The sequence below is a fragment of the Niveispirillum sp. genome, assembly GCF_017996735.1.
Lineage (GTDB): Bacteria > Pseudomonadota > Alphaproteobacteria > Azospirillales > Azospirillaceae > Niveispirillum.
The window spans coordinates 1-23,006 of the sequence record NZ_JAGOGJ010000105.1; the positions used below are offsets into that span (position 1 = coordinate 1).

General features: G+C 65.2%; 19 protein-coding genes. 2 read left to right on the forward strand and 17 right to left on the reverse strand.

Going from position 1 to position 23,006, the window contains the following annotated elements; all coding sequences use genetic code 11:
• The 16 genes from KBA48_RS24415 to KBA48_RS24490 form a co-directional block, all read right to left on the reverse strand.
• Positions 1–1,223: glycosyltransferase family 4 protein (locus tag KBA48_RS24415; protein ID WP_292911331.1), on the reverse strand; the 1,223-nt coding region annotated here is incomplete at its 3' end.
• 222 nt (positions 1,224–1,445) lie between these two features.
• Positions 1,446–2,159 (reverse strand): hypothetical protein, encoded by a 714-nt coding sequence (locus KBA48_RS24420; protein ID WP_292911315.1) that lies wholly within the window; start codon positions 2,157–2,159, stop codon positions 1,446–1,448.
• Positions 2,156–3,637 carry a hypothetical protein gene (locus tag KBA48_RS24425; protein WP_292911316.1) on the reverse strand — a complete coding sequence of 494 codons (1,482 nt, stop codon included), beginning with the start codon at positions 3,635–3,637 and terminating at the stop codon, positions 2,156–2,158. Before KBA48_RS24425 ends, KBA48_RS24420 begins: the two co-directional genes overlap by 4 nt.
• 43 nt (positions 3,638–3,680) lie before the next feature.
• Positions 3,681–4,430, reverse strand: a complete 750-nt coding sequence (locus KBA48_RS24430; protein WP_292911317.1) for a polysaccharide biosynthesis/export family protein — start codon at positions 4,428–4,430, stop codon at positions 3,681–3,683.
• The gene (locus KBA48_RS24435) at positions 4,417–5,184 is read right to left on the reverse strand and encodes a sugar transferase (protein ID WP_292911318.1); all 768 of its coding nucleotides are present in this window, start codon (positions 5,182–5,184) and stop codon (positions 4,417–4,419) included. The genes KBA48_RS24430 and KBA48_RS24435 overlap by 14 nt, the downstream gene beginning before the upstream one ends.
• A 242-nt stretch (positions 5,185–5,426) precedes the next feature.
• Positions 5,427–6,383: a CpsD/CapB family tyrosine-protein kinase gene (locus tag KBA48_RS24440; protein ID WP_292911319.1), complete on the reverse strand. Its 957-nt coding sequence runs from the start codon at positions 6,381–6,383 to the stop codon at positions 5,427–5,429.
• Positions 6,384–6,712: 329 nt separating this feature from the next.
• Complete coding sequence (locus KBA48_RS24445) at positions 6,713–8,161, reverse strand: HAMP domain-containing sensor histidine kinase (RefSeq protein ID WP_292911320.1); 1,449 nt, start codon at positions 8,159–8,161, stop codon at positions 6,713–6,715.
• A 55-nt stretch (positions 8,162–8,216) separates the two neighbouring features.
• Positions 8,217–8,987, reverse strand: a complete 771-nt coding sequence (locus KBA48_RS24450) for a response regulator transcription factor (protein ID WP_292911321.1) — start codon at positions 8,985–8,987, stop codon at positions 8,217–8,219.
• Complete coding sequence (locus KBA48_RS24455; protein WP_292911322.1) at positions 8,956–9,483, reverse strand: hypothetical protein; 528 nt, start codon at positions 9,481–9,483, stop codon at positions 8,956–8,958. The genes KBA48_RS24450 and KBA48_RS24455 overlap by 32 nt, the downstream gene beginning before the upstream one ends.
• Positions 9,484–9,748: 265 nt before the next feature.
• Positions 9,749–10,714 (reverse strand): DUF2807 domain-containing protein, encoded by a 966-nt coding sequence (locus KBA48_RS24460; protein WP_292911323.1) that lies wholly within the window; start codon positions 10,712–10,714, stop codon positions 9,749–9,751.
• 94 nt (positions 10,715–10,808) lie between these two features.
• Entirely contained in the window at positions 10,809–11,504 is a 696-nt protein-coding gene (gene urtE, locus KBA48_RS24465) for an urea ABC transporter ATP-binding subunit UrtE (RefSeq protein WP_292911324.1), read from the reverse strand.
• 3 nt (positions 11,505–11,507) lie between these two features.
• The gene (gene urtD, locus KBA48_RS24470) at positions 11,508–12,260 is read right to left on the reverse strand and encodes an urea ABC transporter ATP-binding protein UrtD (protein WP_292911325.1); all 753 of its coding nucleotides are present in this window, start codon (positions 12,258–12,260) and stop codon (positions 11,508–11,510) included.
• The gene (urtC, locus tag KBA48_RS24475; RefSeq protein ID WP_292911326.1) at positions 12,260–13,402 is read right to left on the reverse strand and encodes an urea ABC transporter permease subunit UrtC; all 1,143 of its coding nucleotides are present in this window, start codon (positions 13,400–13,402) and stop codon (positions 12,260–12,262) included. Before urtC ends, urtD begins: the two co-directional genes overlap by 1 nt.
• A 10-nt stretch (positions 13,403–13,412) precedes the next feature.
• Positions 13,413–15,008 (reverse strand): urea ABC transporter permease subunit UrtB, encoded by a 1,596-nt coding sequence (gene urtB, locus KBA48_RS24480; protein WP_367273872.1) that lies wholly within the window; start codon positions 15,006–15,008, stop codon positions 13,413–13,415.
• A gap of 193 nt (positions 15,009–15,201) precedes the next feature.
• On the reverse strand, positions 15,202–16,518 hold the full coding sequence (gene urtA, locus KBA48_RS24485) for an urea ABC transporter substrate-binding protein (RefSeq protein ID WP_292911333.1): 1,317 nt from the start codon (positions 16,516–16,518) through the stop codon (positions 15,202–15,204).
• A gap of 41 nt (positions 16,519–16,559) precedes the next feature.
• Positions 16,560–17,729 carry a porin gene (locus tag KBA48_RS24490; RefSeq protein WP_292911327.1) on the reverse strand — a complete coding sequence of 390 codons (1,170 nt, stop codon included), beginning with the start codon at positions 17,727–17,729 and terminating at the stop codon, positions 16,560–16,562.
• A 202-nt stretch (positions 17,730–17,931) separates the two neighbouring features.
• Here KBA48_RS24490 and KBA48_RS24495 point away from each other — a divergent pair, with 202 nt between their 5' ends.
• Both KBA48_RS24495 and KBA48_RS24500 read left to right on the forward strand, forming a co-directional pair.
• A complete protein-coding gene (locus KBA48_RS24495) occupies positions 17,932–21,294 on the forward strand; it encodes an ATP-binding protein (protein ID WP_292911328.1) in 3,363 nt (1,120 codons plus the stop codon).
• A complete protein-coding gene (locus KBA48_RS24500; protein WP_292911329.1) occupies positions 21,287–22,201 on the forward strand; it encodes a DNA-binding response regulator in 915 nt (304 codons plus the stop codon). Before KBA48_RS24495 ends, KBA48_RS24500 begins: the two co-directional genes overlap by 8 nt.
• Positions 22,202–22,212: 11 nt before the next feature.
• Here the strand turns inward: KBA48_RS24500 and KBA48_RS24505 are convergent, their stop codons facing one another.
• Positions 22,213–22,671 (reverse strand): MarR family winged helix-turn-helix transcriptional regulator, encoded by a 459-nt coding sequence (locus KBA48_RS24505; protein WP_292911330.1) that lies wholly within the window; start codon positions 22,669–22,671, stop codon positions 22,213–22,215.
• Positions 22,672–23,006: the final 335 nt, after the last annotated feature.

Genomic DNA, 23,006 nt, shown 5'->3' on the forward strand with positions numbered 1-23,006 from the left:
ATCACCGCTGGATGGAGGTCGTCGTTCCCGGGACGATGTCGGGCTGCCCGGTTCTGTGCCTGCCCGCAGGCTTTGCCGGTGGCGTGCGCGCCATGGGCCTTCAAATTCTCGGCCAGCCCCGGCAGGGCACCCGGATCGGTCGCCAGGCGCGTCATGATCGTGGCCAGGGCGCCGGCATCGCCGGGGGGGAACAGCAACCCGGTGCCGTCGGGTTCCACGAATTCGGGAATGCCACCAATGTCGCTGCCCACCAGGCCCAGACCATAGGCCGCCGCCTCGACAATCGTCACGGGCGCATTCTCATACCAGAGCGAGGGCAGCAGCAGATGACCCGCCCGCGCCAGGGCCGCCGCCTTGGCCGGCCCGTCCAGGAACCCCAGATAGCGGATGCGGGGATCGGTGGCGGCTGCCGCCCGTACACGGTCCTCCAGGACACCCTTGCCGGCGATGGACACCTCCACGGCCAGATCGCGAGGCAGGCGGCCCATGGCGTCCAGAACCGTTTCCACACCCTTTTCAACGGTCAGGCGGGTCAGCATCAGGAAGCGACGGCGGGCGTCGGGCGGGCGCTGGCGGCGGATGTCCGTGGCGTCGGCGGGCAGGGGGATGCCGTTATGGACAACGGTGCCGGCCCCGGCCTGCAACCCGGCCCGCCGGTGCATGTCCAGCAGGAAGCGGGACGGGCTGGCGAACAGGTCGACATGGCGGGTGGTGCGGATATGCCAGTGACGGTAGAGACGGCAATGGGCGCGCGGGCGGGTGCAGAGTTTCCAATCCGCCGTCAGCATGAAGGCGCGCGGGCACAGCAGGTGGTAATCATGGGCCGTGTGCAGAACGGGCACACCTTCCGACCGGGCACGCGCCCAGATGGCGGCGGAAAACCCGTCAATCAGGTGGCTGTGCAGGATATCGGGCCGGTCCCGGTCGAGGATGGCGCCCAGCCGGTCAGCCGCCGCGCGGTTCCAGGCATCCTTGGCATGCCACAGCCATTTGCGCGGCCCCGGCTTTAAGGAGCGTTCGAACGACCAGTAGAGATTGGGCGGGAAGAAGCGGATGACCTCCACGCCTTCCCGCATTTCCACCGGATAGGGTTCCATTTCCGGGCCGCAGGTGGACACGACCGTGACCCGGTGTCCGCGCTTCACCAGCCCTTCGGCCAGGAACGCCACGATCCGTTCCGCCCCACCCGCCATCAGGGGCGGGTACAGATTGTTCACCACCATGATATGCACGGGTGCGGTCTCCTGTTGGTGGAGGTTTTGTCTGGCGCCGCAAGGGGCCGCCCTCACCCTCCCACCGCTTTGCGGCGGGCCCCCTCCCTCTCCCACTTCGTGGGCGAGGGGCGAGATTAAGCATGCGTTCCGTTCCGCCCCTCCCCCGCCTGGCGGGGGAGGGGCGGAACGGAACGCGCAGCGTTTGGGAGGGTGAGGGGGAGCGTGGCCCCATCACAGCAGCTTTGCCATCCAGCCTGGCACATGGTTCTGACGGTCATGCAGCACGGCGCCCAGGATGGGGCGGTTGCAGCGGACCAGCAGTTCACGCAGGCGGATGGCGGCCGAGCGGCGGGTCTGTTCGGCTTCGATCACCAGAATGTTGCCATCGACATGGGCCGACAGGATGGCGCCCAGCGGTTCGGAATCGGCGGGCGGGGCCACCGCGATGACCATATCGAAATGCCGGCGGAATCCGTCCAGATGGCTGGCGATCTCGTCAGTCCGGGCCGGGTTGATGCCGCGTCCCGGCCAGTTGCGCAGATCGGCCATATACATGTCCTGGTCGGGGATCTTCAGCAGTTCGGTCTGCCGCGCCAGGGCGCGCACCACGCCCTCCATGGCGGGATCGGTGTGCGGCTGTGCCCAGGGGGTCCAGGGCTGGCGCGTGCAGTTGACCACCAGAATCCTCTTGCCCAGCACGCTGCTGGCGGCCCAGGCCATGTCCAGTGCGATCTCCGACGCGCCGGGGCCGGCACCCGCCGCCAGGAACTGGATGGCCATGCCGCCATCGCCGGCCAGGGCGGCGTCGATCTCCAGATAAAGCTCGATCAGATCGACCATAGCGATATCCTCCGGAACGTGCCAGTCCACCTCCCGGACAGGGTGGCCGGGCAAGGACGGGGACGGGTCGTGATAATGTTCCGGGGCGATGTTCAGCTTGGTCATTCGGCATCTCCGTAAGCCAGCAGTTGCAGGGGCGGTCGATGCGGCTGACGTTCAAAACTGGCCAGCACGGGCAGGTCCAGCAGGTAGACCACCTGCTCCGCCGTGGTGAACCGGTCGTCACGCGCCTCTCGCAGAAGCACGGCGATGGTGGCCAGCAGGGCACCGCCGATCAGGCAGGCCAGCAGGGTCGCCAGGCTGCGCGGACGCACGGCGCGGTAGGGTTGCGTCGGCTCCGACAGAACGGCGGCGGGGGAAATCCGCTCGTCATTCAGGTTGCCTTTGACGCGGGCATTGGCGTGCTGCACCGACAGCGAACGGTACGCCTCCTCCTTGATCTGGTATTCACGCACCAGACCGTCGAATGTTCCCCGGTTCTGGCGCAATTCCAGCAGACGCTGGTCCAGCGCCGCGATCTGCCCCGACAGGATCGCCACGGGTTGTGCATTGCCTTCGACATCGGCGCTGGCGCGCAGATAGTCGGTCTGCAGGGTCTGATAGACACTGTTAGGGGCGTTGGCGGAGCGCTTTTCCAGATCGGCCCGCCGTACCTTCACTTCCCGCTCGGCCGTGGCGATGCCGGCCTTCAGGGCCGTCATGGCGGGACCATCGGGATTGTAGGTGGCGACCATCTGGCTTTGCTTCATCTTCAGTTCCAGAAGCTTGGACTGCGCCTCGTCCAGGGCGCGGTATTTTTCGCCGCTGGCGTTTTCCGGCAGTTTCTCCGGCACCTTGCGCATCAGTTCTTCCAGGCCGCGCTTGCGCTCCTGCGATTGGGCCAGGGCGGCGCGGGCGGCGTGCAGGCTGGTATCCAGGTCGCCACGCTGGGACAGCAGATCCTCCACCTCGCGGTCAAAGGAGCTGATGCGCCACTGGTCCTTGAACTGTTCCAGTGTGGATTGCGCCCGGGCCAACTGGTCGCCGGCCTGACGCACCTCGCCGGCCAGGAAGCCTTCATGCGGGTTGTGGTAGATCTGGGTCTGGCGTCCGACATAAAGGTCGATCAGCTTGCGCACCAGTTTCGGCACCATTTCCTTGTCAGGGTGGCGCAGGGACAGGGTGATGATATTGTCCTGGTTGCCCACCTCCGCCGCCAGATCCTCCAGCAGCCGCGACACGGCGGCATCCATGGGGGTCCCGCGGGAAGGCGGGTTTTCGGCGATGTCGGGATAGACCTTGTCGATGCCAACAGCCTCGATCGTGGCGCGGGCCAGATCATGGCTGTGCAGGATGGCGGCATGGGCCAGCACGATCTCCCGCCGGTCGGACGGGGTCAGTTCCTGGGCCGGGCTGCGTTCCACCTCCGGCGCCGACCAGCGGCCGAAGGTGACCACCAGTTCGGCCACGGATTCATATTTTTTCGTGGCGAAGGTCAGGTAACCGACGCCCAGGAGCAGGGTTCCCAGGAACACGGCCATGAACAGCCGCCACCTTTTGCAGATGGTGATCAGCACGCCATAGGGGATCGCGGTCGCGTACATAGGCCTTCTCCGGTTCCGGCATGGAAAGCGGATCAGCCCTTCGTCAGTTGTTCGAAGGGTTGATGTTGTAGGTGAAGCCCCAGTTGAAGGGCACGAACTGCTGCACGAACTGGTTCCAGAACGTGTAGGCCTCATAGACCCCGGTGCGCGGCACATAGATCACGTCATACTGGGCCAGCCGCACATCGGCAGCCGGGTTCTTGCCCGAAATCACGCCCATGTAATCGACGGCCAGCGCTTCCGGTTTGTCGCTCTCTCCCCGACGCAGGATGAAGATATTGTCCCGCGAGGCGGACAGTTTCACCCCGCCGGCCCGCGCGATGGCCTGGCTGACGGTCAGGTTGGGGCCGACGGTGATGAATTCACCGGGGGTTCCCACCTCTCCCGCCACATAGACGCGGTTGGGGGCGAAGGAATGGACGATCACCGTGATCTGCGGATCGGACAGAAGCGGGCGGTATTTCTCCCGCAGCGCCGCCGAAATCTCCGATGGGGAGCGGTTATAGGCCAGCACATCCTCGGCCACGGCGGTGGAGATCATGCCGTCGGGGCGGACCACCACCTCCTCGTTCAGCTCCGGGTTCAGGTAAAGGCGGACATAGAGCATGTCACCCACCTGCACCTTGTAGCCGGGCAGGGTGGCGGCGTTGCCGGCCACCGGGGTCGCGACCTGCGGCGCGGGGGGCAGGTTGGCCTGCCGCTGAGCGCAACCGGCCAGGACCAGCGTCGCCAGTACCGAGAACAGTTTGATGCCGTTCGTTCCCATGATGGCGCCCGGTTCAGTAGGCGCCATCGCGGCGCAGCACCGCTGACGGCGTGCGCAGCAGGACCCGCAGGTCGGACAGGAAACTCCAGTTGCGGGCATAATCCCGGTCCAGCCGCACCCTCTCGCCATAGCCGGTATCGTTACGGCCGCTAATCTGCCAGACGCCGGTGATGCCGGGGCGGCAGCGGGCATAATCATGGAAGGCGGCCCCGTAGCGCCGCACCTCGTCCTGCACGATGGGACGCGGGCCCACCAGGCTCATGTCACCCGTCAGCACGTTCAGAAGCTGCGGCAGCTCATCCAGGCTGGTGGTACGCAGGAAGCGACCGACCTTGGTGATGCGCGGATCGTCGCGCAGCTTGAAATCCCGTTCCCATTCGGCCCGCGCTTCGGGATCGCTGGCCAGAAGGCGGGCCAGTACGGCCTCCGCATTCGGTACCATGGTGCGGAATTTCCAGCATTTGAAGCTGCGCCCCCGCAGGCCGACGCGGCGATGACCGAACAGGACGGGGCCGCCATCCCGTTTGGCCAGCACCGCCAGCGCCAGGAACAAGGGCGACAGTAGCGCCAAAAGCGAGGCCGAGGCCAGGATATCGAACAGCCGCTTGCTGGCCCGCGTGGCCGGTTCGCGCAGCGGCAGGACCCGGCGTTCACGGTCCAGGTGGCTGTCGATGGCCGCGGCGTGAAGCCGGTGCCAGTCATAGGCGCGGCTGCTGCTGCCGGTCGATCCGATCAGGACCGCCTGTCGCGACATGGTGCCGGTTAGGGAATGCGGTGCCATCTTGCACTCCATCTCTCAGAGGTTGGGGATGTTGTCGCCGGTGGCGGCGGGGTCATGGCCCCGCGCTTCGGTTACGACGTTAACAACGGCCAGATGCAATCGGTTGTGGTCATTCTGTGGCCGGTTGATGCTGCACCGCACCACAGGGCTGTTTGGGGGTCTGATGGTCGTCACGGATCACCGGCCCCGGCGCGCAGGACCGGCGGTCACCGGCCTCCAGCGACAGGAGACAGGAACGCATGTCAGGGGGCCCGGTTACCGTTGCCGACACGGGTCAGCACGATGCCGGACACGGTGCCCCGCGCCTTGCGCAGCCGCGCCAGCGCCCCCATCGCCCGGTTGCGGCGGGTGTGCCGCCAGCGCACAACAAACAGCAGGCGATGCACGATCCGCGACAGCAGCAGCGTGTCGGCGGCGACCATGATGGGGGGCAGGTCCAGCAGCACCAGTTCGTAACTGTCGGACAGATCTGCGAGCAGCCGTTGCATCGGTTCGCCCAGCAGCTTGCGCGCGGAAAGCTTGCCGGTGCCAGTTGTGATCAAATCGAGGCCGGACACCGGGTCAGTGCGCACCACCTCGTCCAGGCCTGGCGGCTGTCGTGACAGAAGGTCGGCCAGACCGGGGGCCGATGGTATGTGGAAATGCAGGTGCTGAACCGGATCGCACCAGTCGGCATCGATCAGCAGCACGCGGTGCCCCCGGCTGGCCAGGAACCGCCCCAGCATGGCGGCCATCAGCGACCGGCCTTCGCCGCTTTCTGCCGAGGTGATGGCGACACGCATCGGGCTGCTGTCGGCGCTGGTGGCCAGCAGATGCCTGTGCAGGGCCTGCAGCCGGGCGGCGATGTCGCCATCCGGCCCGCGCAGCACCTGGGCCAGCGCATCCGGCGTATCCGTAAATTCGGGAAGTTCCGCCAGGACGGTCAGGTCGGTGGCGGCCTCGACATCGTCCGTATTGTTGAAATTCCGGGCGTTACGCCCCTGGCAGGTCAGGAACAGCCCGGCGATCAGCACCGCAAACCCGGCCAGCAGCCCGGCCGCCGGTTCCAGCCAATGACCGACCGCCAGGCCGGACAAGGCGGCGGCCCCCGTCAGGCCCGCCCGGCGCATCAGACGTGCGGGTGACAAGCCCCGGCGGGCGGGTGGTTCGGGGCGGGGGGGCATGGTGCCGCCGCGTGCAGGGGTGGCCGTGATGCTCATCCGGGTCCGGGCGGGGGAGGGGCGGTGGCATTATCCGGCGTCGGATGCCGGCGCGGACCGGCGGCGGACCTCCCGTTCCCACCGCCAGGATCACTGTGCGCAGGCGGGGGGCAGGGTCGCCAGTGACCATGCTGTGGTCCGGTTATACCATCGGACATAATGATGACCGATGGTACGGCGGTGACCACCGCCGCGCGGCTCGTGCCGCGTGAAGCCAAGCCAACGGATGTTGGCGCCGGCGCTTGAGGCGCTGAAAATATACGCGTCACCGATGATCGCGACCGGTTGCCGGGCATCAAGCGCCGGCACACACCTTCATGGTGTGGGTATCACCAGTTGTTGCGGGGCAGCCGTACATGCATACGCAGACCGCCACCGGCACGGTTGGAGGCCTCAACGGTCCCACCCATCGCCTCCACATGGTGGCGCACGATCCACAGGCCCAGGCCGGCATGGGAGGGCTCCCCCGATGGTGCCTTGGCGGGCGGGCGGATGGAGACGTTGCGGTCGAAGATATGTTCGATCTTGCCTGGATCGACACCCGGCCCCTCATCATCGATGATCAGGTCGACACGCGTGGCACTGCGGGTCAGGGTGGTGGTGATGGTGCCACCGGGGCGGCAGAAGCCCAAGGCATTATCCAGGATGTTCTCCATGATGATATCCAGGATGCCTTCGGGTGCCAGCACCCGCACATTGTCATCCAGATGCCGGACAAAGCGGATTTGCCGGTCGCTGGAGATGTCGCGGGCATTGTGCAGGGCATCAGCCACGACCTGGGTCAGGTTGATGCGCAGCTTCGGCGCCTCGATAAAATCGGCGGTGTCGTTGCCCAGACGCTGGGCGGCGGAGATCAGCGCCGACAGCCGGGACAGCGCGGTTTCGATCAGTTGCAGCGCACGCTGCGACCGCTGATCATCCGCCGGGACGGCGTTCTTCAGCGGCTGCAGCGCCGAGCGGATGACGGCCAGCGGTGCCTTCACCGAATGGGCGTTATCCTCTGCAGAACTGCGGATATTGGCGGCGGCGCGGTTCAGATCCTGCACCAGCCGGTCGAAATCATGGGCCACGCTGGCCAGTTCCGGCAAGGGATTGCGGTCGGCGAAGGCGGAGGCGCTGGCACCGCCGCGCCTGATGTCGCCCGCCACCCGCCGGAAATGCCGCAGCGCGCCGCGCATGCGCCAGGCCACCAGCAGCGCCAGCCCGGCCAGCGCCAGATAGATCAAGGCCGCCATGCGGACATTGTCCGTCTGCCAATAGGGGCGGCCAAAGGCGCTGTTCAGCATGGCGGATGAATTGTCGGCAGATACCAGCACCCAGCAGCCGCGCCTGCCCTGGATGGGGATGACGGAGGTCAGGATTTCCTCCGCCCCGTCCATCTGACGATAGCGGATTTCAACCGGCTTATCCCAGGAACAGCTTTCGCCCAGCGATTTCAGGATGCCGTGCCGGCCCAGCAGGTCCAGATCGGCCCCCAACTGATCCGCCGGCATGCGCGGGGCTGATGCCACGAAAAAGAACCCGCCGGCGGCGTCCCCCATCCGCGGCTGGAACATCAGGCGCAGGATGGTGCCGTTATCAGCAAATTTCTCCAGCATGGCGTTCAACTGCGCCGGCGGCAGATCCTCCCGCTGTTCCAGGCGGGCGCCCAGGGCCTGGGCCACCAGCCAGCCGTCGCGGCGCAGGCTTTCGGCGACCAGTTCGCGGCTCTTGCGGTCGGCCTCCTCAAACTGCCCATAGAGGACCACGGGCAGGGCCACGAAGATGCCGACCAGCATCACCAGCTTGAAGCTGAGCGAAGAAACCGCCTGTGTCGCCCGTTGGCGGAGCGTGTCAAACCGGGGTCGGCGGGTTGCGCCAGCAATATCCGAAGGCGGCGAAATTTTCGATTTCCTGGAACTCGGGATCGAGGGCTCGGAACTTGTTGCGGATACGTTTGACCGAGGATCGGACATTTGTTCGATATCCATCTTCGCCGCTCCCCGCGATGAAACCGCTGTGATGCACGCAGTCATAGATGGCGCGGTAGGTGACGTGGTCGCCGGCATTGGCGACCAATTTCTGCACGATGTTGAATTCCGTCACGGTCAGATCGACATCGACCCCACGCCACAAGGCCCGACTGAGCCTGGGTTTCAGCAGCAGGGCGCCATGTTCCACCATCTCCTCCATCGGCACGCCGGGCGGGGCCTTTGCGGCTTCCGCGATGAGGCGGGCTCGCCGGGCCAGGACGGGCACGCCTCGCGACTTGTCGATGAAATCCTGTGCCCCGCGTTCCAGGGCCGCCATCTCATAACTGGTGCCCGACAGGGCGGTCAGGATGATGACGGGAATGTTCACCCCGCGCCGGCGCAATTGCGGCAGCAGGTCGACACCGTTGGTGGTAGGCAGGTTCCAGTCCAGGATGATGACATCCACCTCGTTCCCGTCGGCCAGGAAATCCAGCAGCAGCGGGCCGTCGGCAAAACAGGTGACGGAGAAGTTGTGATCCTCCAGTTCCGCGCCCACCACCTCGCGGAAATCATCATCATCATCCACCAGGGCCAGACGCAGGTCGTGGCCGTCGGTGCGTTTAGCGCCGGGCTGCCACACCGACGGCGTCATCGGCGGGAAGTCCGAAGCGGGCGTGGCAAGTCCTGGCTGTGCGTTCGTCATGGTCATCGCTGGTCACCTCGTAGGACAGGGTGCGGAAGACACGGCTCTCCACATCGGGATAAAGCGTCAGGTTCAAGGCGCATTGGCTGCGCCGGAAGGACAGGACCCGCGCGGGGGTCTCGTCCCGGCTGGCGCTGGGTTGGCCGAGCAGGTTTTTCAGCGTTTCCTCATCCATTCCCACCGGCCGCAGGGGTGGCGGGGCGGGGTCAGGGGCGGGAACCGATACCGGCGGCGGTTTTGCGGTCGCTGGCCGCTTCGCCGGCGTTGCCGGTTCCGGGGCAGGACGGGTGGCGGCGGTGCGCGGTGCGGGTGGTGGCAATGATGCGACGGCCGGCGCCTTGCCGGCATCGGCCTTGGGTGGGAAGGTGGCACAGCCGCCCGTCCCCAGCATCAGGATCACAGCACAGCACCACAGGCCGATGCGACCTGTTCGGGCCGACGACATTTCCCGCTCCCCATTCTTCCCTGTTGCCCGTCAGCGGGCGTTCACCGGCGGCCACCCAGGGCGGCGCGCCGAGAGGATGATGGGCATCCGCACCGCAAGGACGCACGGGAGATTTGGGGGTATGATACGGAAAGGGGTATGGTGCGCGTGCAGCGCACCATTATGGTTACCCATGGCGCGCGCGCCTCGCCGAATGAAACGGCCTTTTCATGCTGCATTTGCGAAATGTCCCAGCCAGCGGATGGAACCTTCGGCCGTTATCGTATCAGCCGCCGATGCGGATGCGCCCGCTGCCGCTGTGCCGTTGCTGAACCGGCCCGGTGACGCGCTGGATATCGATATTGCCGCTGCCACTGGTCGACAGATCGGCGCTGTCGACGGTGGCGGCGATGCGGGCATCGGCGCTGCCCGTGGCGGATACGTCCAGCCGGCCGATACGGCCCTCCCGGATGCTGATGCCACCATCACCGGAAGTGCGGATGGACGCCTGATCGGCACTGACCGACCCGATCTTCATGCTGCCGGACCCTGACGCGCGAAAAGACAGTGTGCCGTTGATGGTATCAACGCGCACGCCACCGGAACCGCTGGTTTCCACCTCCGTTGATCCTGCGGCCGCCACCTCTGCACCGCCCGACCCCGTCAGATCGATCTCCAGCCGGCTGACGGTGCCGCCCACGGTGATCCCGCCACTGCCCGAGGCCCGCAGGCTGGCATCCTTGCCCGTCATCTCCTTGATAAGGGCCTCGCCCGAGCCGGTCAGGCCAAGTTGCAACCGGCCCGTCACCCGTTCCGCCGCGAAGCCGCCGGATCCGGACAGGCGCAGTTCCAGATCGCCGACCGGCACCCGGACGCGGTAACCAGCGCTGCTGCCATTATGCACGCGCAGGTCGCTGCCGGCCGGCAGGGTGATGGTCAGGCGCATCGTCGTCTGTTTGCCCCCCTGGGAGAAGGGGCAGCGCTTGGTTTGCTTGGTGACCGTGACGCCGCTGCCGGACCCTGTCACGGACAGGGAGTCGATTTCCTCCTGATTTTCCGCCACCGCTTTGATGCCGATCTCCCGTGCCGTCGTCGCGGGCAGGATCTCCACCTCCCGCGCGCAGGGGCTGGAAACCTCCAAGGCCTCACCCGGCAGCGTCCATGACCGTTCCGCCGCCAGGGCGGGCAGCGCCGAGCATAACGCCAGGACGGTCAGGGAGACACGGGCTTGGGTGAACAGGCGCTTGGCCATGGCGGCACACTCCGGGCGGGAAAGGTCGCCGGATTGTGCGGTGCCGCCGCCGCCTTGGACAGGTCCATTTCCGCCGCTACCGCGGGGCCGCGGGTCAGACGGTCAGGAACTTCCGTACCTCTGTTTCCACCAGCCCCGCCTTGTCACCCGCCATCACCACCTCTCCTCGCTCCAGTACGGCGTAAAGGTCGGCCAGATCGCGGGCGAATTCGAAATATTGCTCCACCAGGACGATGGCCATATCGCCCCGGTCGCGCAGCCAGGAAATGGCCCGGCCGATATCCTTGATGATGCTGGGCTGGATGCCCTCCGTCGGTTCGTCCAGCAGCAGCAGCCGCGGGCGGGTGACCAGGGCGCGGCCGATGGCAAGCTGCTGCTGCTGTCCGCCCGACAAGTCGCCGCCGCGTCGCGACAGCATGGATTTCAGCACCGGGAACAGCTCGAAGATTTCATCGGGAATCGAACGCTGTCGGCGGGGCAGGGGGGCGTAACCCGTTTCAAGGTTCTCCTTCACCGTCAGCAGCGGGAAAATCTCCCGCCCCTGCGGCACATAGGCGATGCCGCGCCGGGCGCGCTCCTCTGTCGGCAGTCGGGAGATGTCGGCCCCTTCCCAGGTGACGGAACCGCCGCTGATCGCGCGGTGGCCGACGATGGCGCGCAGGGTGGAGGATTTACCCACACCGTTGCGGCCCATCAGGCAGGTAACCTTGCCCGGCTGAGCCAGGACGCTGACCCCGCGCAGGGCCTGGGCGGCACCGTAATGCAGGTCGATTTCATTGACGTTCAGCATGGATCACCGCCCCAGATAGACTTCGATGACGCGCGGATCGGCGCTGACATGGTCCAGCGAGCCGTCAGACAGGACCGATCCTTCATGCAGGACCGTCACCTTCACATCCAGATCGCGGACAAAGGTCATGTCATGTTCGACAACAACGACGGACCTTGTCTGCGCGATCTCCCGCAGCAGGCGCGCAGTTTCCGCCGTTTCGGCGTCGGTCATGCCGGCCACCGGTTCATCGACCAGCAGCAGCTTCGGTTCCTGGGCCAGCAGCATGCCGATTTCCAGCCACTGTTTCTGCCCATGGCTCAGGGAGCCTGCCAGGACATGGCGGCGGGCCGACAGGCGGATGATGTCCAGGATGGACAGGATACGGTCATCATCGGCCCCGTCACGGTGGAACAGGGTGGCCAGGGGGCCGCGCTTTCCCGCCAGGGCCAGATCGATATTGTCCCAAACGGTGTGGCTTTCGAAGACAGTGGGCTTCTGGAACTTGCGGCCGATGCCCAAGGTGGCAATCCCGGCCTCGTCCATTTCCGTCAGGTCGGTGTCGCCATCGAACAGGATAGTGCCCTTGTCGGGCTTGGTCTTGCCGGTGATGACATCCATCATCGTAGTCTTGCCGGCGCCATTGGGGCCGATAATGGCCCGCATCTCCCCCGGCATGATGATCAGGGACAGGTTGTTCAGCGCCCGGAAACCATCAAAGCTGACGGAGACGCCATCCAGGTAAAGCTGGGTGTGCTGCGGATCGGGTTTGGACATTATTGGCCCTCCGTCACGGGCTGGGTGGTGATGGATGAAGCCTGTTTTTCGCGCCGCTTCGTCCAGTAGCCGGTCCAGAGGCCGACAATGCCGCGCGGCAGGAACAGGGTGACGGCGATGAACAGGCCGCCCAGCGCGAACAGCCAGATCTCCGGCAGGGCGTTGGTCAGCAGGGTCTTGCCGAAATTGACCAGCACCGCCCCGATGATGGACCCGATCAGGGTGCCGCGACCGCCGACGGCCACCCAGATCACCGCTTCAATCGAATTGGCAGGGCTGAATTCACCGGGATTGATGATACCGACCTGCGGGACATACAGCGCACCCGCAACCCCGGCCATGCAGGCCGACGTGACGAAGACCAGCAGCTTGTACTGTTCCACGCGGTAACCCAGGAAGCGCGTCCGGCTTTCGGCGTCGCGGATGGCGACCAGCACGCGGCCCAGCTTTGACCGCACGATCCAGCGGCAGAGGATGAAACCCAGGGCGAGTGCGATGGCTGAGGCGGCGAACAGGGCGCTGCGCGTGCCATCGGCCTGGATGGAGGCGCCCAGGATATCCTTGAAATCGGTCAGGCCGTTATTGCCGCCAAAGCCCATATCGTTGCGGAAGAACGCCAGCAGCAGGGCGAAGGTCATGGCTTGGGTGATGATCGACAGATAGACGCCCGTCACCCGGCTGCGGAAAGCCAGCCAGCCCAGCAGTCCCGCCAGCAACCCCGGCACCAGCAGCACCATGAGGACGGCGAACCAGAAATGGTCGAAGCCCAGCCAGTACCAGGGCAGTTCCGGCCAGTTCAGGAAGACCATGAAGTCGGGCAGGGTGGGGTGGCCATACATGCCGCGCGGCCCGATCTGCCGCATCAGATACATGCCCATGGCATAGCCGCCCAGCGCGAAGAAGGCGCCATGGCCCAGAGAGAGAATGCCGCAATAGCCCCAGACCAGATCGACCGACAAGGCCAGCAGGGCATAGCAAAGATACTTGCCCATCAGCGCCACCACATGCGGGGGCACATGGAACGCGCTGTCCGCCGGCACCGCCAGGTTCAGCACCGGGATCAGGATGGCCAGGCCCAGCGCCACCGCACCAAAGGCCAGACCCGCCCGGTCCAGCCGGGACAACAGAATTCCGCCTTGCATGGGCGTCCCCTTAATGTTCGATGGCACGGCCCTTCAGGGCGAAAAGGCCCCGCGGACGCGCCTGGATGAACAGGATGATGCCGACCAGCACCAGGATCTTGCCCAGCACGGCCCCGGCCAGCGGTTCCAGCAGCTTGTTGACGATGCCCAGCGACAGGGCGCCGACCAGCGTGCCCCACAGGTTGCCGACGCCGCCGAAGATCACGATCATGAAGCTGTCGATGATGTAGCCCTGGCCCAGATTGGGGCTGACATTGTCGATCTGTGACAAGGCGACGCCCGCCAGACCGGCAATGCCGGAACCGAGGCCGAAGGTCAGCGCATCGACGCGTGCGGTACGGATGCCCATGGCCCGTGCCATGGAGCGGTTCTGCGTCACGGCCCGCATCTGCAGGCCCAAGGGCGTGCGGCGCAACAGCAGCATCAGGGCCGCGAAGACGATCAGGCCGAACAGGAAAATCCACATGCGGCCATAGGTGATAGTGATTTCGCCCACCTGGAACGCGCCCGCCATCCAGGCGGGGTTCCCCACCTCCATATTGGTAGGACCGAAAAGGGAGCGCACGGCCTGTTGCAGCACCAGCGACAGGCCCCAGGTGGCCAGCAGCGTTTCCAGCGGGCGGCCATAGAGAAAGCGGATGATCCCACGTTCGATCAGGATGCCCACGCCACCCGCCACCACAAAGGCCAGCGGCAGGGCGATCAGCAGCGACCAGTCGAACAGGCCCGGCGCATGGGTGCGTATCATCTCCTGCACGACATAGGTCGTGTAGGCGCCCAGCATCACCATTTCCCCATGCGCCATATTGATGACGCCCATCACCCCAAAGGTGACGGCCAACCCGATGGCGGCCAGCAGCAGGACGGAGCCCAGCGACATGCCATAGATGATATTCTGCGCCGCCGCCGCCCAGGCCAGCTTGTTCTCGATCAGCCGCACCGCCTCTGTTGCGGCCTTGGCCGCCGCCGCATCCTCGCTGCCCATCAACGGGTTCAGCAGGGCCAGGGCCGCCTGTCCGCCCTTGTCGGCGATGGTGGTGATGGCCGACAGCTTGTCATCGGTGCCCAGGGTGTCATCGGCCAGCAGGATGGCGGCGCGGGCCTGTTCCAGGCTGCGCTTGACCTTTATGTCCTTCTCCGCCGCCAGTGCCGCCTCCACCAGCGGCAACGCTGTGGCGTCGCGGCTGATGAAAACGGCATCGGCCGCCGTCTGGCGGACGGCGGCGTCGGGGCTGCGTAGGGTCAGCGCCCCCAGGGCCGCACCGATGCTTCGGCGCAGGCGGTTATTGACGCGGATCAGCTCAACATTGCCCGCCGGCTCCGTTCCCAGGGCCGCCCCCGTCAGCGGGTCGGTCAGGGCGATGCTGTCGCCATCCTCCCGCCCGATCAGCACCTTGTCATCAGCCAGCCGCCGGTAGAGCGCCCCACCTTCCAGCGCCGTCAGGGCCGGGACGATGGCGGGATCACCCGTTTCTGTCAGGGCCGTCAGCGCCTGTTCCTTGGCGGCGTAATCGTCGGTCGCCAGCGCATCGATCAGTGGACCCGTCGCCTGTGCCCAGGCCAGCGGCGTGACCAGCAGGGACAGCAGCAGAAGCAGCATTCGCATGGGGTGGCCTTTCGGGGGCGGGTTCATGGGTGCGGGGCACCCTCACCCTCCCATTGACTGGCGCCAACGGGCCCACCCCGCGCCCACGTTCGTGGGCGCGGGGTGGAATTCGCCCCTCTCCCGCTTAGCGGGAGAGGGAGGGGCCCATCGCGGAAACGATGGGAGGGTGAGGGAACAACATCAGGAGAGGCGCTTACTTCGCCCCGCCGCACTTGCCCGTGGCGGTGTTGAAGTTTCCACAGGACAGCGGCTTGCGCCAATCGGCGATCAGGTCCTTGCTGTCGGGCAGATAGTCGGACCATTCGTCACCGGCCACCAGACCGGGCGTCTTCCACACGGTTTCAAACTGCCCATCGGCCTGAACCTCGCCGATCAGCACCGGCTTGGTGATGTGGTGGTTGGGCAGCATGGCGGAATAGCCGCCCGACAGGTTGGGCACGGCCACGCCGACCATGGCGTCGATCACCTTGTCGGGATCGGTGGTTCCGGCCTTTTCCACCGCCTGCACCCACATGTTGAAGCCGATATAATGGGCTTCCATCGGGTCGTTGGTGACGCGCTTGGGGTTTTTGGTGAAGGTCTGCCACTTCTTGATGAAGTCGGCATTCACGGGCGTCTTCACGCTCTGGAAATAGTTCCAGGCGGCCAGGTGGCCCTGCAACGGCTTGGTGTCGATGCCGGCCAGTTCCTCCTCACCCACCGAGAAGGCGATGACGGGGATGTCGGTCGCCTTGATACCCTGGTTGGCCAGTTCCTTATAGAAGGGGACATTGGCGTCGCCATTGATGGTGGACACCACGGCCGTCTTTTTGCCGGCGCTGCCGAACTTCTTAATATCCTTCACGATCGACTGCCAGTCGGCATGGCCGAAGGGCGTGTAGTTGATCATGATGTCTTCCGCCTTCACGCCCTTGGCCTTCAGATAGGCTTCCAGGATCTTGTTGGTCGTGCGCGGATAGACATAGTCGGTGCCGGCCAGGACCCAGCGCTGCACCCCTTCACCGATCAGGTAATCAACGGCGGGCACGGCCTGCTGGTTCGGCGCGGCACCTGTATAGAACACGTTGCGGCTGCTTTCCTCCCCTTCATACTGTACGGGATAGAACAGGATGCCGTTCAGTTCCTCAAACACCGGCAGCACCGATTTGCGCGACACCGAGGTCCAGCAGCCGAAGGTAGCCGAGACCTTCTGCACCGCCAGCAGCTCGCGCGCCTTCTCGGCGAACAAAGGCCAATTGCTGGCAGGGTCTACCACCACCGGTTCCAGCTTGCGGCCCAGCACGCCGCCCTTCTTGTTCTGTTCCTCGATCAGCATCAGCATGACGTCCTTCAAGGTCGTCTCGCTGATCGCCATGGTGCCCGACAGCGAATGCAGGATGCCCACCTTGATGGGCGGCTTGTCAGCGGCCAGCGCCACCCCGGCCGTACCCAGCATCAGGGCGGCACCGGTGACGGACAGAACGGCGGAACGCAGGAATTGACGACGCGACATGGGGTTATCTCCCGTCAGCAGAAATGGTTTTGGGGAAAGGGTGAGCGTGGCCGCCACCGTCAGAACTGCAATTGCAGTCCCAGCGTGAACCGGTCGCTGTCAGCACCCAGGCCGGTATCGACCGTGGAATATTCGGCGCTGATGCGGGCGGAATGGCCGCTGATCACGTAGTTCACGCCGAAATCATATTGCTTGATATCGAAGCGCGAGGCGTCGGGGTCGAAGGTCTGATAGCGCACGAAGGGCTGGAACTGGCCGATACCGACCTTGCCCGGCAGCAGATAGGCGCCACCGACCAGCCAGGCCTCGCCCGCCACGATGCCGCCGACATTGGCGGTGCCCGACGCGCCGCCGAACCCGGGGGCCACGTCGGCCACGCCGTCCGTGTCATAGGAATACCAGGCACCTTCCAGGGTGACGGCCCCGGCATCACCCAGCTTCTTCTCAAACAGCGCATCAATGCTGACGGCGCCGTAATCGCCGGGCCGGGCGGCGGTGCCGACGCCGTCTTCCTGATAGGCGCCGGCGATGGCCAGCGTCAGAACATCGGCGGAACCGTAATAGGTGCTGCTGGTGTAGTAGGCGGGGTTATCCTCCACATCGAGGAAGTTATAGGCCAGCCGCCCCGTGAACAGCATATTGTCGCCCTGGTTGCTGGCGCCGCGGATGCGGTTATGGCCCTTGAAGGCGCCGGCGGCATAGGTCAGACGCTTGTCCAGCAGCTTGCCCCAGACGGTGGCGCCATCATCGCGGCCCGCGAACTTGGCCGGATATTGCGAGACCACGCCGGGATAGGACCAGGCGTTGATATAATAGGGACCGTCCAGATTGGCGCGGTCGCTGGGTGGCAGCATGCGGCCGACCCAGATGTTGAATTCATCGGAGAATTCAAAGCGGGCGTAACCGTCCAGCAGCTTCAGGTTCCCGTCGCCATCGCGTTCGGTATTGAAGGTCGCCTTGATCGTGTCTGACAAGGAGCCAGAGACGAAGACGCGCACGCTGTCCAGATTGAATTCATTCGACCGGTCGCTGCCGCTGGGCGCGGCGTCCTCCGCGCTGGTATAGGAACCGCGCATGCCCAGGCCGATGGACAGCGACTTGCCGTCCCCGAATGTCTGCGTGAAACCGGCCGAAGCCGGGGAAGCGGACAGGCCGGCCAGCATAAGCGCCAAGGCCGATACCGCCACGCGCGCAGCCGCCGGCCGCGACGCAAACTTGCGTCCCATCATGAAGCACCCCCTGTTATGCGGAAAAATCCGTGGCCGGGCTGTTGCTGCCCATGGCCCTTGTTTGTGAAAGGAAGGTTAATGTCTCGCAGATGCGAAAACGAATACGTCAGACGACGTATGTCTGCGTATCCTGGACCCGGTTAGGGTGCTGGGCATGGGGTGGAACAGGGTGGGGGGCTTGGGCTTTGATGGACATCTCCGCATGCTGAAATCGCTGCCCATCGTGCGTGTGCGGCGGCAATATAACCGCTGGGTCTCCGACCAGACGGTGGAGGATTACGCCCTGCGCTTTACCGCCGACCGGGCGCGGCGCTGGTCGCCGTTCCGGGTGGGCAATACTGCCATGGGCGCCATCTCCTTCCTGGCGTGCGAGGCGATCGGGGCGTCGATTACCCTGGCCTATGGGTTCACCAATGCCATGGCGGCCATTGTGCTGGTCTCCATGCTGGTGCTGGCGACCGGCCTGCCCATCGCGTATTACGCGGCGAAGTTCGGCGTGGATATGGACCTGCTGACCCGCGGGGGCGGCTTCGGCTATATCGGGTCCACCTTCACTTCCCTGATCTATGCGGGTTTCACCTTCATCCTGCTGGCGCTGGAAGCGGCCATCATGTCGGAGGCGCTGACCCTCTGCCTGGGCATCCCCCTCTGGCTGTCACACATGATCAGCGCCCTGATCGTGCTGCCCATCGCCATCCATGGCATCCGCAAGATCAGTTGGATGCAGGTCTGGACGCAACCGGTCTGGCTGGTGCTGCAGCTTTCCCCCCTGGCCTTTGTCATGCTGGCGGCACCGGGGGAATTGTCGGGCTGGACCAGTCTGGCGGGGCTACACGCGCCGGAGGGCGGGTTTTCGCTGCTGGCCTTCGGGCTGGCAACGTCTGTACTGCTGTCGCTGCTGCCGCAAATCGGGGAACAGGTGGATTATCTTCGCTTCCTGCCGGACCGCAAACGGGCGGGCAAGGTCGGGTGGTGGAGCGCCATGCTGATCGCGGGGCCGGGCTGGATCTTCATCGGCGGGGCCAAGCTGGTGGCGGGGTCGCTGCTGGGGTACGCGGCCATGCAGGCGGGCATGAGTGCGCTGGACGCGGCCACACCGACATCCATGTATCGCATGGTGTTTGAACGGCTGGTCTCCTCCCCCGGTCTGGCGCTGGCGCTGACGGTGGTGTTCATCGTGGTCTGTCAAGCCAAGATCAATGTCACCAATGCCTATGCCGGCTCCATCGCCTGGTCCAACTTCTTCTCCCGGCTGACCCATTCCCATCCGGGCCGCGTCGTCTGGCTGGTGTTCAACGTCATGCTGGCGCTGATGTTGATGGAGATGGGGATTTTCGGGGTCATTGAGAGCATCCTGGGCATCTATGCCAATCTGGCCGTGGCCTGGGTGGGGGCGCTGACCGCCGACCTTCTGGTCAATAAGCGCTTAGGCTGGAGCCCGCCCAATATCGAATTCCGCCGCGCGCACCTGTACGACATCAACCCCGTGGGTGTCGGTGCCATGGGCATATCCCTGCTGCTGTCGCTCTCGGCCTTTTTCGGGCTGCTGGGGGAGTTGGCGCGGGCCTTTGCACCGTTACTGGGGCTGGTGTCGGCCTTTGTCTCGGCCCCCGTCATCGCCTGGGCCACCAAGGGGCGCTATTACATTGCGCGGCAGCCGGATGTGATGGCGACGGAGGGCGGCCTGATCCGCTGTTCGGTATGCGAGAATATGTTCGAGCCGCCGGACATGTCCTATTGCCCGGCCTATGGCGCGCCCATCTGCTCGCTCTGCTGTTCGCTGGAAACGCGCTGTCATGACCGGTGCAAGGTGCGGGCGACGCTGGGGGAGCAATTGTCCGATCTGGTGGGCAACCATCTGCCGGCCGCGTTGCGCCGTTGGCTGGGCAGCCGCATCGGGCGGTTTGCGGCCGTCATGGCGCTGCTGACGGCGGGCATGGCCATGCTGCTGGCCCTGATCGGCACGCAGTACGGGGCGATACCGGGCGTGTCGAAGGAAACGGTGCGGACCACCCTGCAGATCGTCTTTGCGTCGGCCCTGATCATCATGGGGCTGGCGGCCTGGGCCATCGTTCTGGCCCATGAAAGCCGGCGTCTGGCGGAGGAAGAGAGCGAGCGGCGGATGACGCTGCTGCTGGACGAGATCGAGGCCCACGAACAGACCGATGCCGCCCTGCAAAAGGCCAAGGAAGCGGCTGAATCCGCCAATATCGCCAAGACCCGATTCATTGCGGGCCTTTCCCACGAGGTGCGCACGCCGCTGAATTCCATCAATGGCTATGCCCAGCTTCTGGAACGCGGTGGCCTGCGGCAGCCGGAAGATGCGGTGCGGGTGATCCGGCGCAGTGCGGAGCACATTACGCGGCTGGTCGATGGGTTGATGGATATTTCCAAGATCGAGACCGGCACAGTACAGATCAGCCGCGATGTCGTGGACCTGCCGGCCTTTCTGGCGCAATTGGCCGACATGTTCGGGCCGCAGGCGGCGGCCAAGGATGTGGCGTTTGAATATCGCCCGGACCCGACCCTGCCGCGTTTTGTCCTGACGGACGAGAAGCGGCTGGGCCAGATATTGATGAACCTTCTGTCCAATGCCGTGAAGTACACGGAGCGCGGGCAGGTGCGGTTCAGCGTGCGGCGGCGCGGGGAAACGGCGGAATTCGAGGTGGCCGACACCGGCATCGGCGTGGCGCCGGAGGACCGGGAGCGCATTTTCCTGCCGTTCGACCGGGGCAACCTGCCCAGCCGCATGGACGCCATCCCCGGCACAGGCCTGGGCCTGACCATCACGCGGCTTCTGACCCATGTGCTGGGGGGCGAACTGACCATGGACAGCCAGCCGGGAAAGGGCAGCAGCTTCAAGGTGCATATGCTGCTGTCAGAGGTTCGGGCGCCGGTGCAGGCGCGGCCCAGCCACCGGGTGCTGGGCTATCACGGCGACCGGCGCACCATCCTGCTGTGTGATGATGATGCGCAACATCTGGCGATGATGCGGCAATTGCTGGAACCGCTGGGCTTTGACCTGATCTTTGCGTCCAACGGGGCGGAATGCCTGGATCTGGCGCCCCGGCACAGGCCGGATTTGCTGATCCTGGATATCTCCATGCCGGGCCTGAATGGCTGGCAGGTGGCCCAGGCCCTGCGCGATGGCGGGATGGAGGATCTGCTGATCCTGCTCTTGTCGGCGGAAGCCCATGATCTGGCCGAACGGGGGAGGGGGACCGACCAGCCGCATGATGATTTCCTGGTGAAACCGGTGGATATCGCACAGTTGCTGGAACGGCTGGAGGTTCTGCTGGACCTGGACTGGCGGCGGGAGGAACCGGTGGGGGAGGCGGCCCAGGCGGCCCCCGCCCTGACGGCGGCGGAAATCGCCGGCCTGTTGAACCTGGCCAAGATCGGGCATGCGCGGGGGATCGAACTGTTGCTGCGCGAACTCAGGGTGGCCTATCCGGGGCATGAGGGCTGGTTCGACCGGTTGTCGCTGCTGGCCCAGGGCTTTGAATATGAACGGCTGGCGGAGGTTCTGGGAACCGCCGGGATGGTGGGGGCGGAGCATGCGTGACGGGGCGGCGGCGGGGGATATGGTGCTGGTCGTCGATGATAATCGCGACGAGTTGAACATGCTGGTCGACGCGCTGGAACGCGGCGGCTTCACCGCCCTGGCCGCAACAAGGGGGGAGGCGGCCTTGACCCTGCTGGAACGCGTCATGCCGTCGCTGGTGGTGATGGATGCCGTCATGCCGGGCATGGATGGCTTCACCACCTGTCAGCAGATCAAGCGGGATGCGCGCACGGCGCATCTGCCCGTGATCTTCATGACGGGCCTGACCGAAACGGCGCATGTGCTGCGCGGGCTGGAGGCCGGCGGCACAGATTATGTGACCAAGCCTGTCAATCTGGTGGAGCTGCTGGCCCGCATCCGGGTGCATATCGCCACGGCCCGCGCGGCGCATGGCGCGCGGCTGGCGTTGGACGCGTCGGGCCGGCATCTGTTCGCGGTCAATCCGCAAGGGCATATCCTGTGGTCCACGCCGCAGGCGGCCAGCCTGCTGTCGGCGGCCTTCGGGGAAGGCGCCGTACCGCCGGAACCAGTGCAGGCCCTGCTGCTTCGCGCCGTCGCTGGTGGGTCGGATACGGAGACGGTAGAAGCTCTGGCGCCCGCCGCCGGGGTGGGACCGGCCCGTTACCTGCTGCCTACGGGTCCGGGGGAGTATCTGTTCCAACTGACGGCCGCAGGTCCGTCGGGCGAGGATATATTGCGCGCCCAACTCGACCTCACCCTGCGTGAGGTGGAGGTGTTGCGCTGGCTGATCCATGGCAAGACCAACCGCGAGATCAGCGAAATCCTGGGTATCAGCCCGCGCACCGTCAACAAGCACCTGGAACGCATCTTCGCCAAAATGGGTGTGGAAAACCGGGCGTCGGCCACATCGCTCGCCATGCGGATCATGGCCCGCAATGCGGATTAAGGTCGCAAACATTACTCGACGGGAAGGTGCGTAAGGCCGCAATCGGACACGATCCGGCGCAGCGCACTCTCCATCACCCGCCGCTCCTCGTCCGTCAGGCTGGCGAAGAATTCCGCTTCATTCTCGTCGGCCAGACGTGCCAGATCGGGCACCAGACCGGTACCCGTTCCGGTCAGCGACAAGGTGTGCGCGCGGCCGTCGGATGGATCATCGACCCGGCATACCAGACCCTTGGCAATCAGGCGGTCGGACAGCTTGCTGATGGCGCCGCGCGTCATGCCCATGCGGTCCGCCAACCGGGAAGGTGCCATCGGCTCCGTCCCATACAGTTCGCGCATCAGCACCCATTCGGCCACCGTCACACCGCACCCGTCCAGGCGGCGCGCAAAACCATGCGACACATGGTTCGACACCATGCGCAGCCAGAATCCCAGATGATCGGTCAGCCGCGAGACGCCAGCATCCGTCATACGCACGCCTCCTGTAAAGGTGACTAGGAAACTATCGGGACGGACGCGGATTGGCTAGGGGAGGATTTTGCTGGCGCCAGACATGTCGATGGGATCATCCATCACGCCCTCCACCCAGGAGACCATATGGCACAAGGATGACATTTCTATCTGGCAGAGGGGTGACATTTAAACTTTGCGCCTACAGATAAAGGATTGATAATGTATCTTATGGAAATACCCGGAGCGGTTTTGGCTGTGTAAGGGACGTAAACGACGTTGGGATTCTGGCACATCCAGGCACGTCGTGAACATTGATATCCGTAGTGTCCAGGATGATTAGCATGCGCGACCGA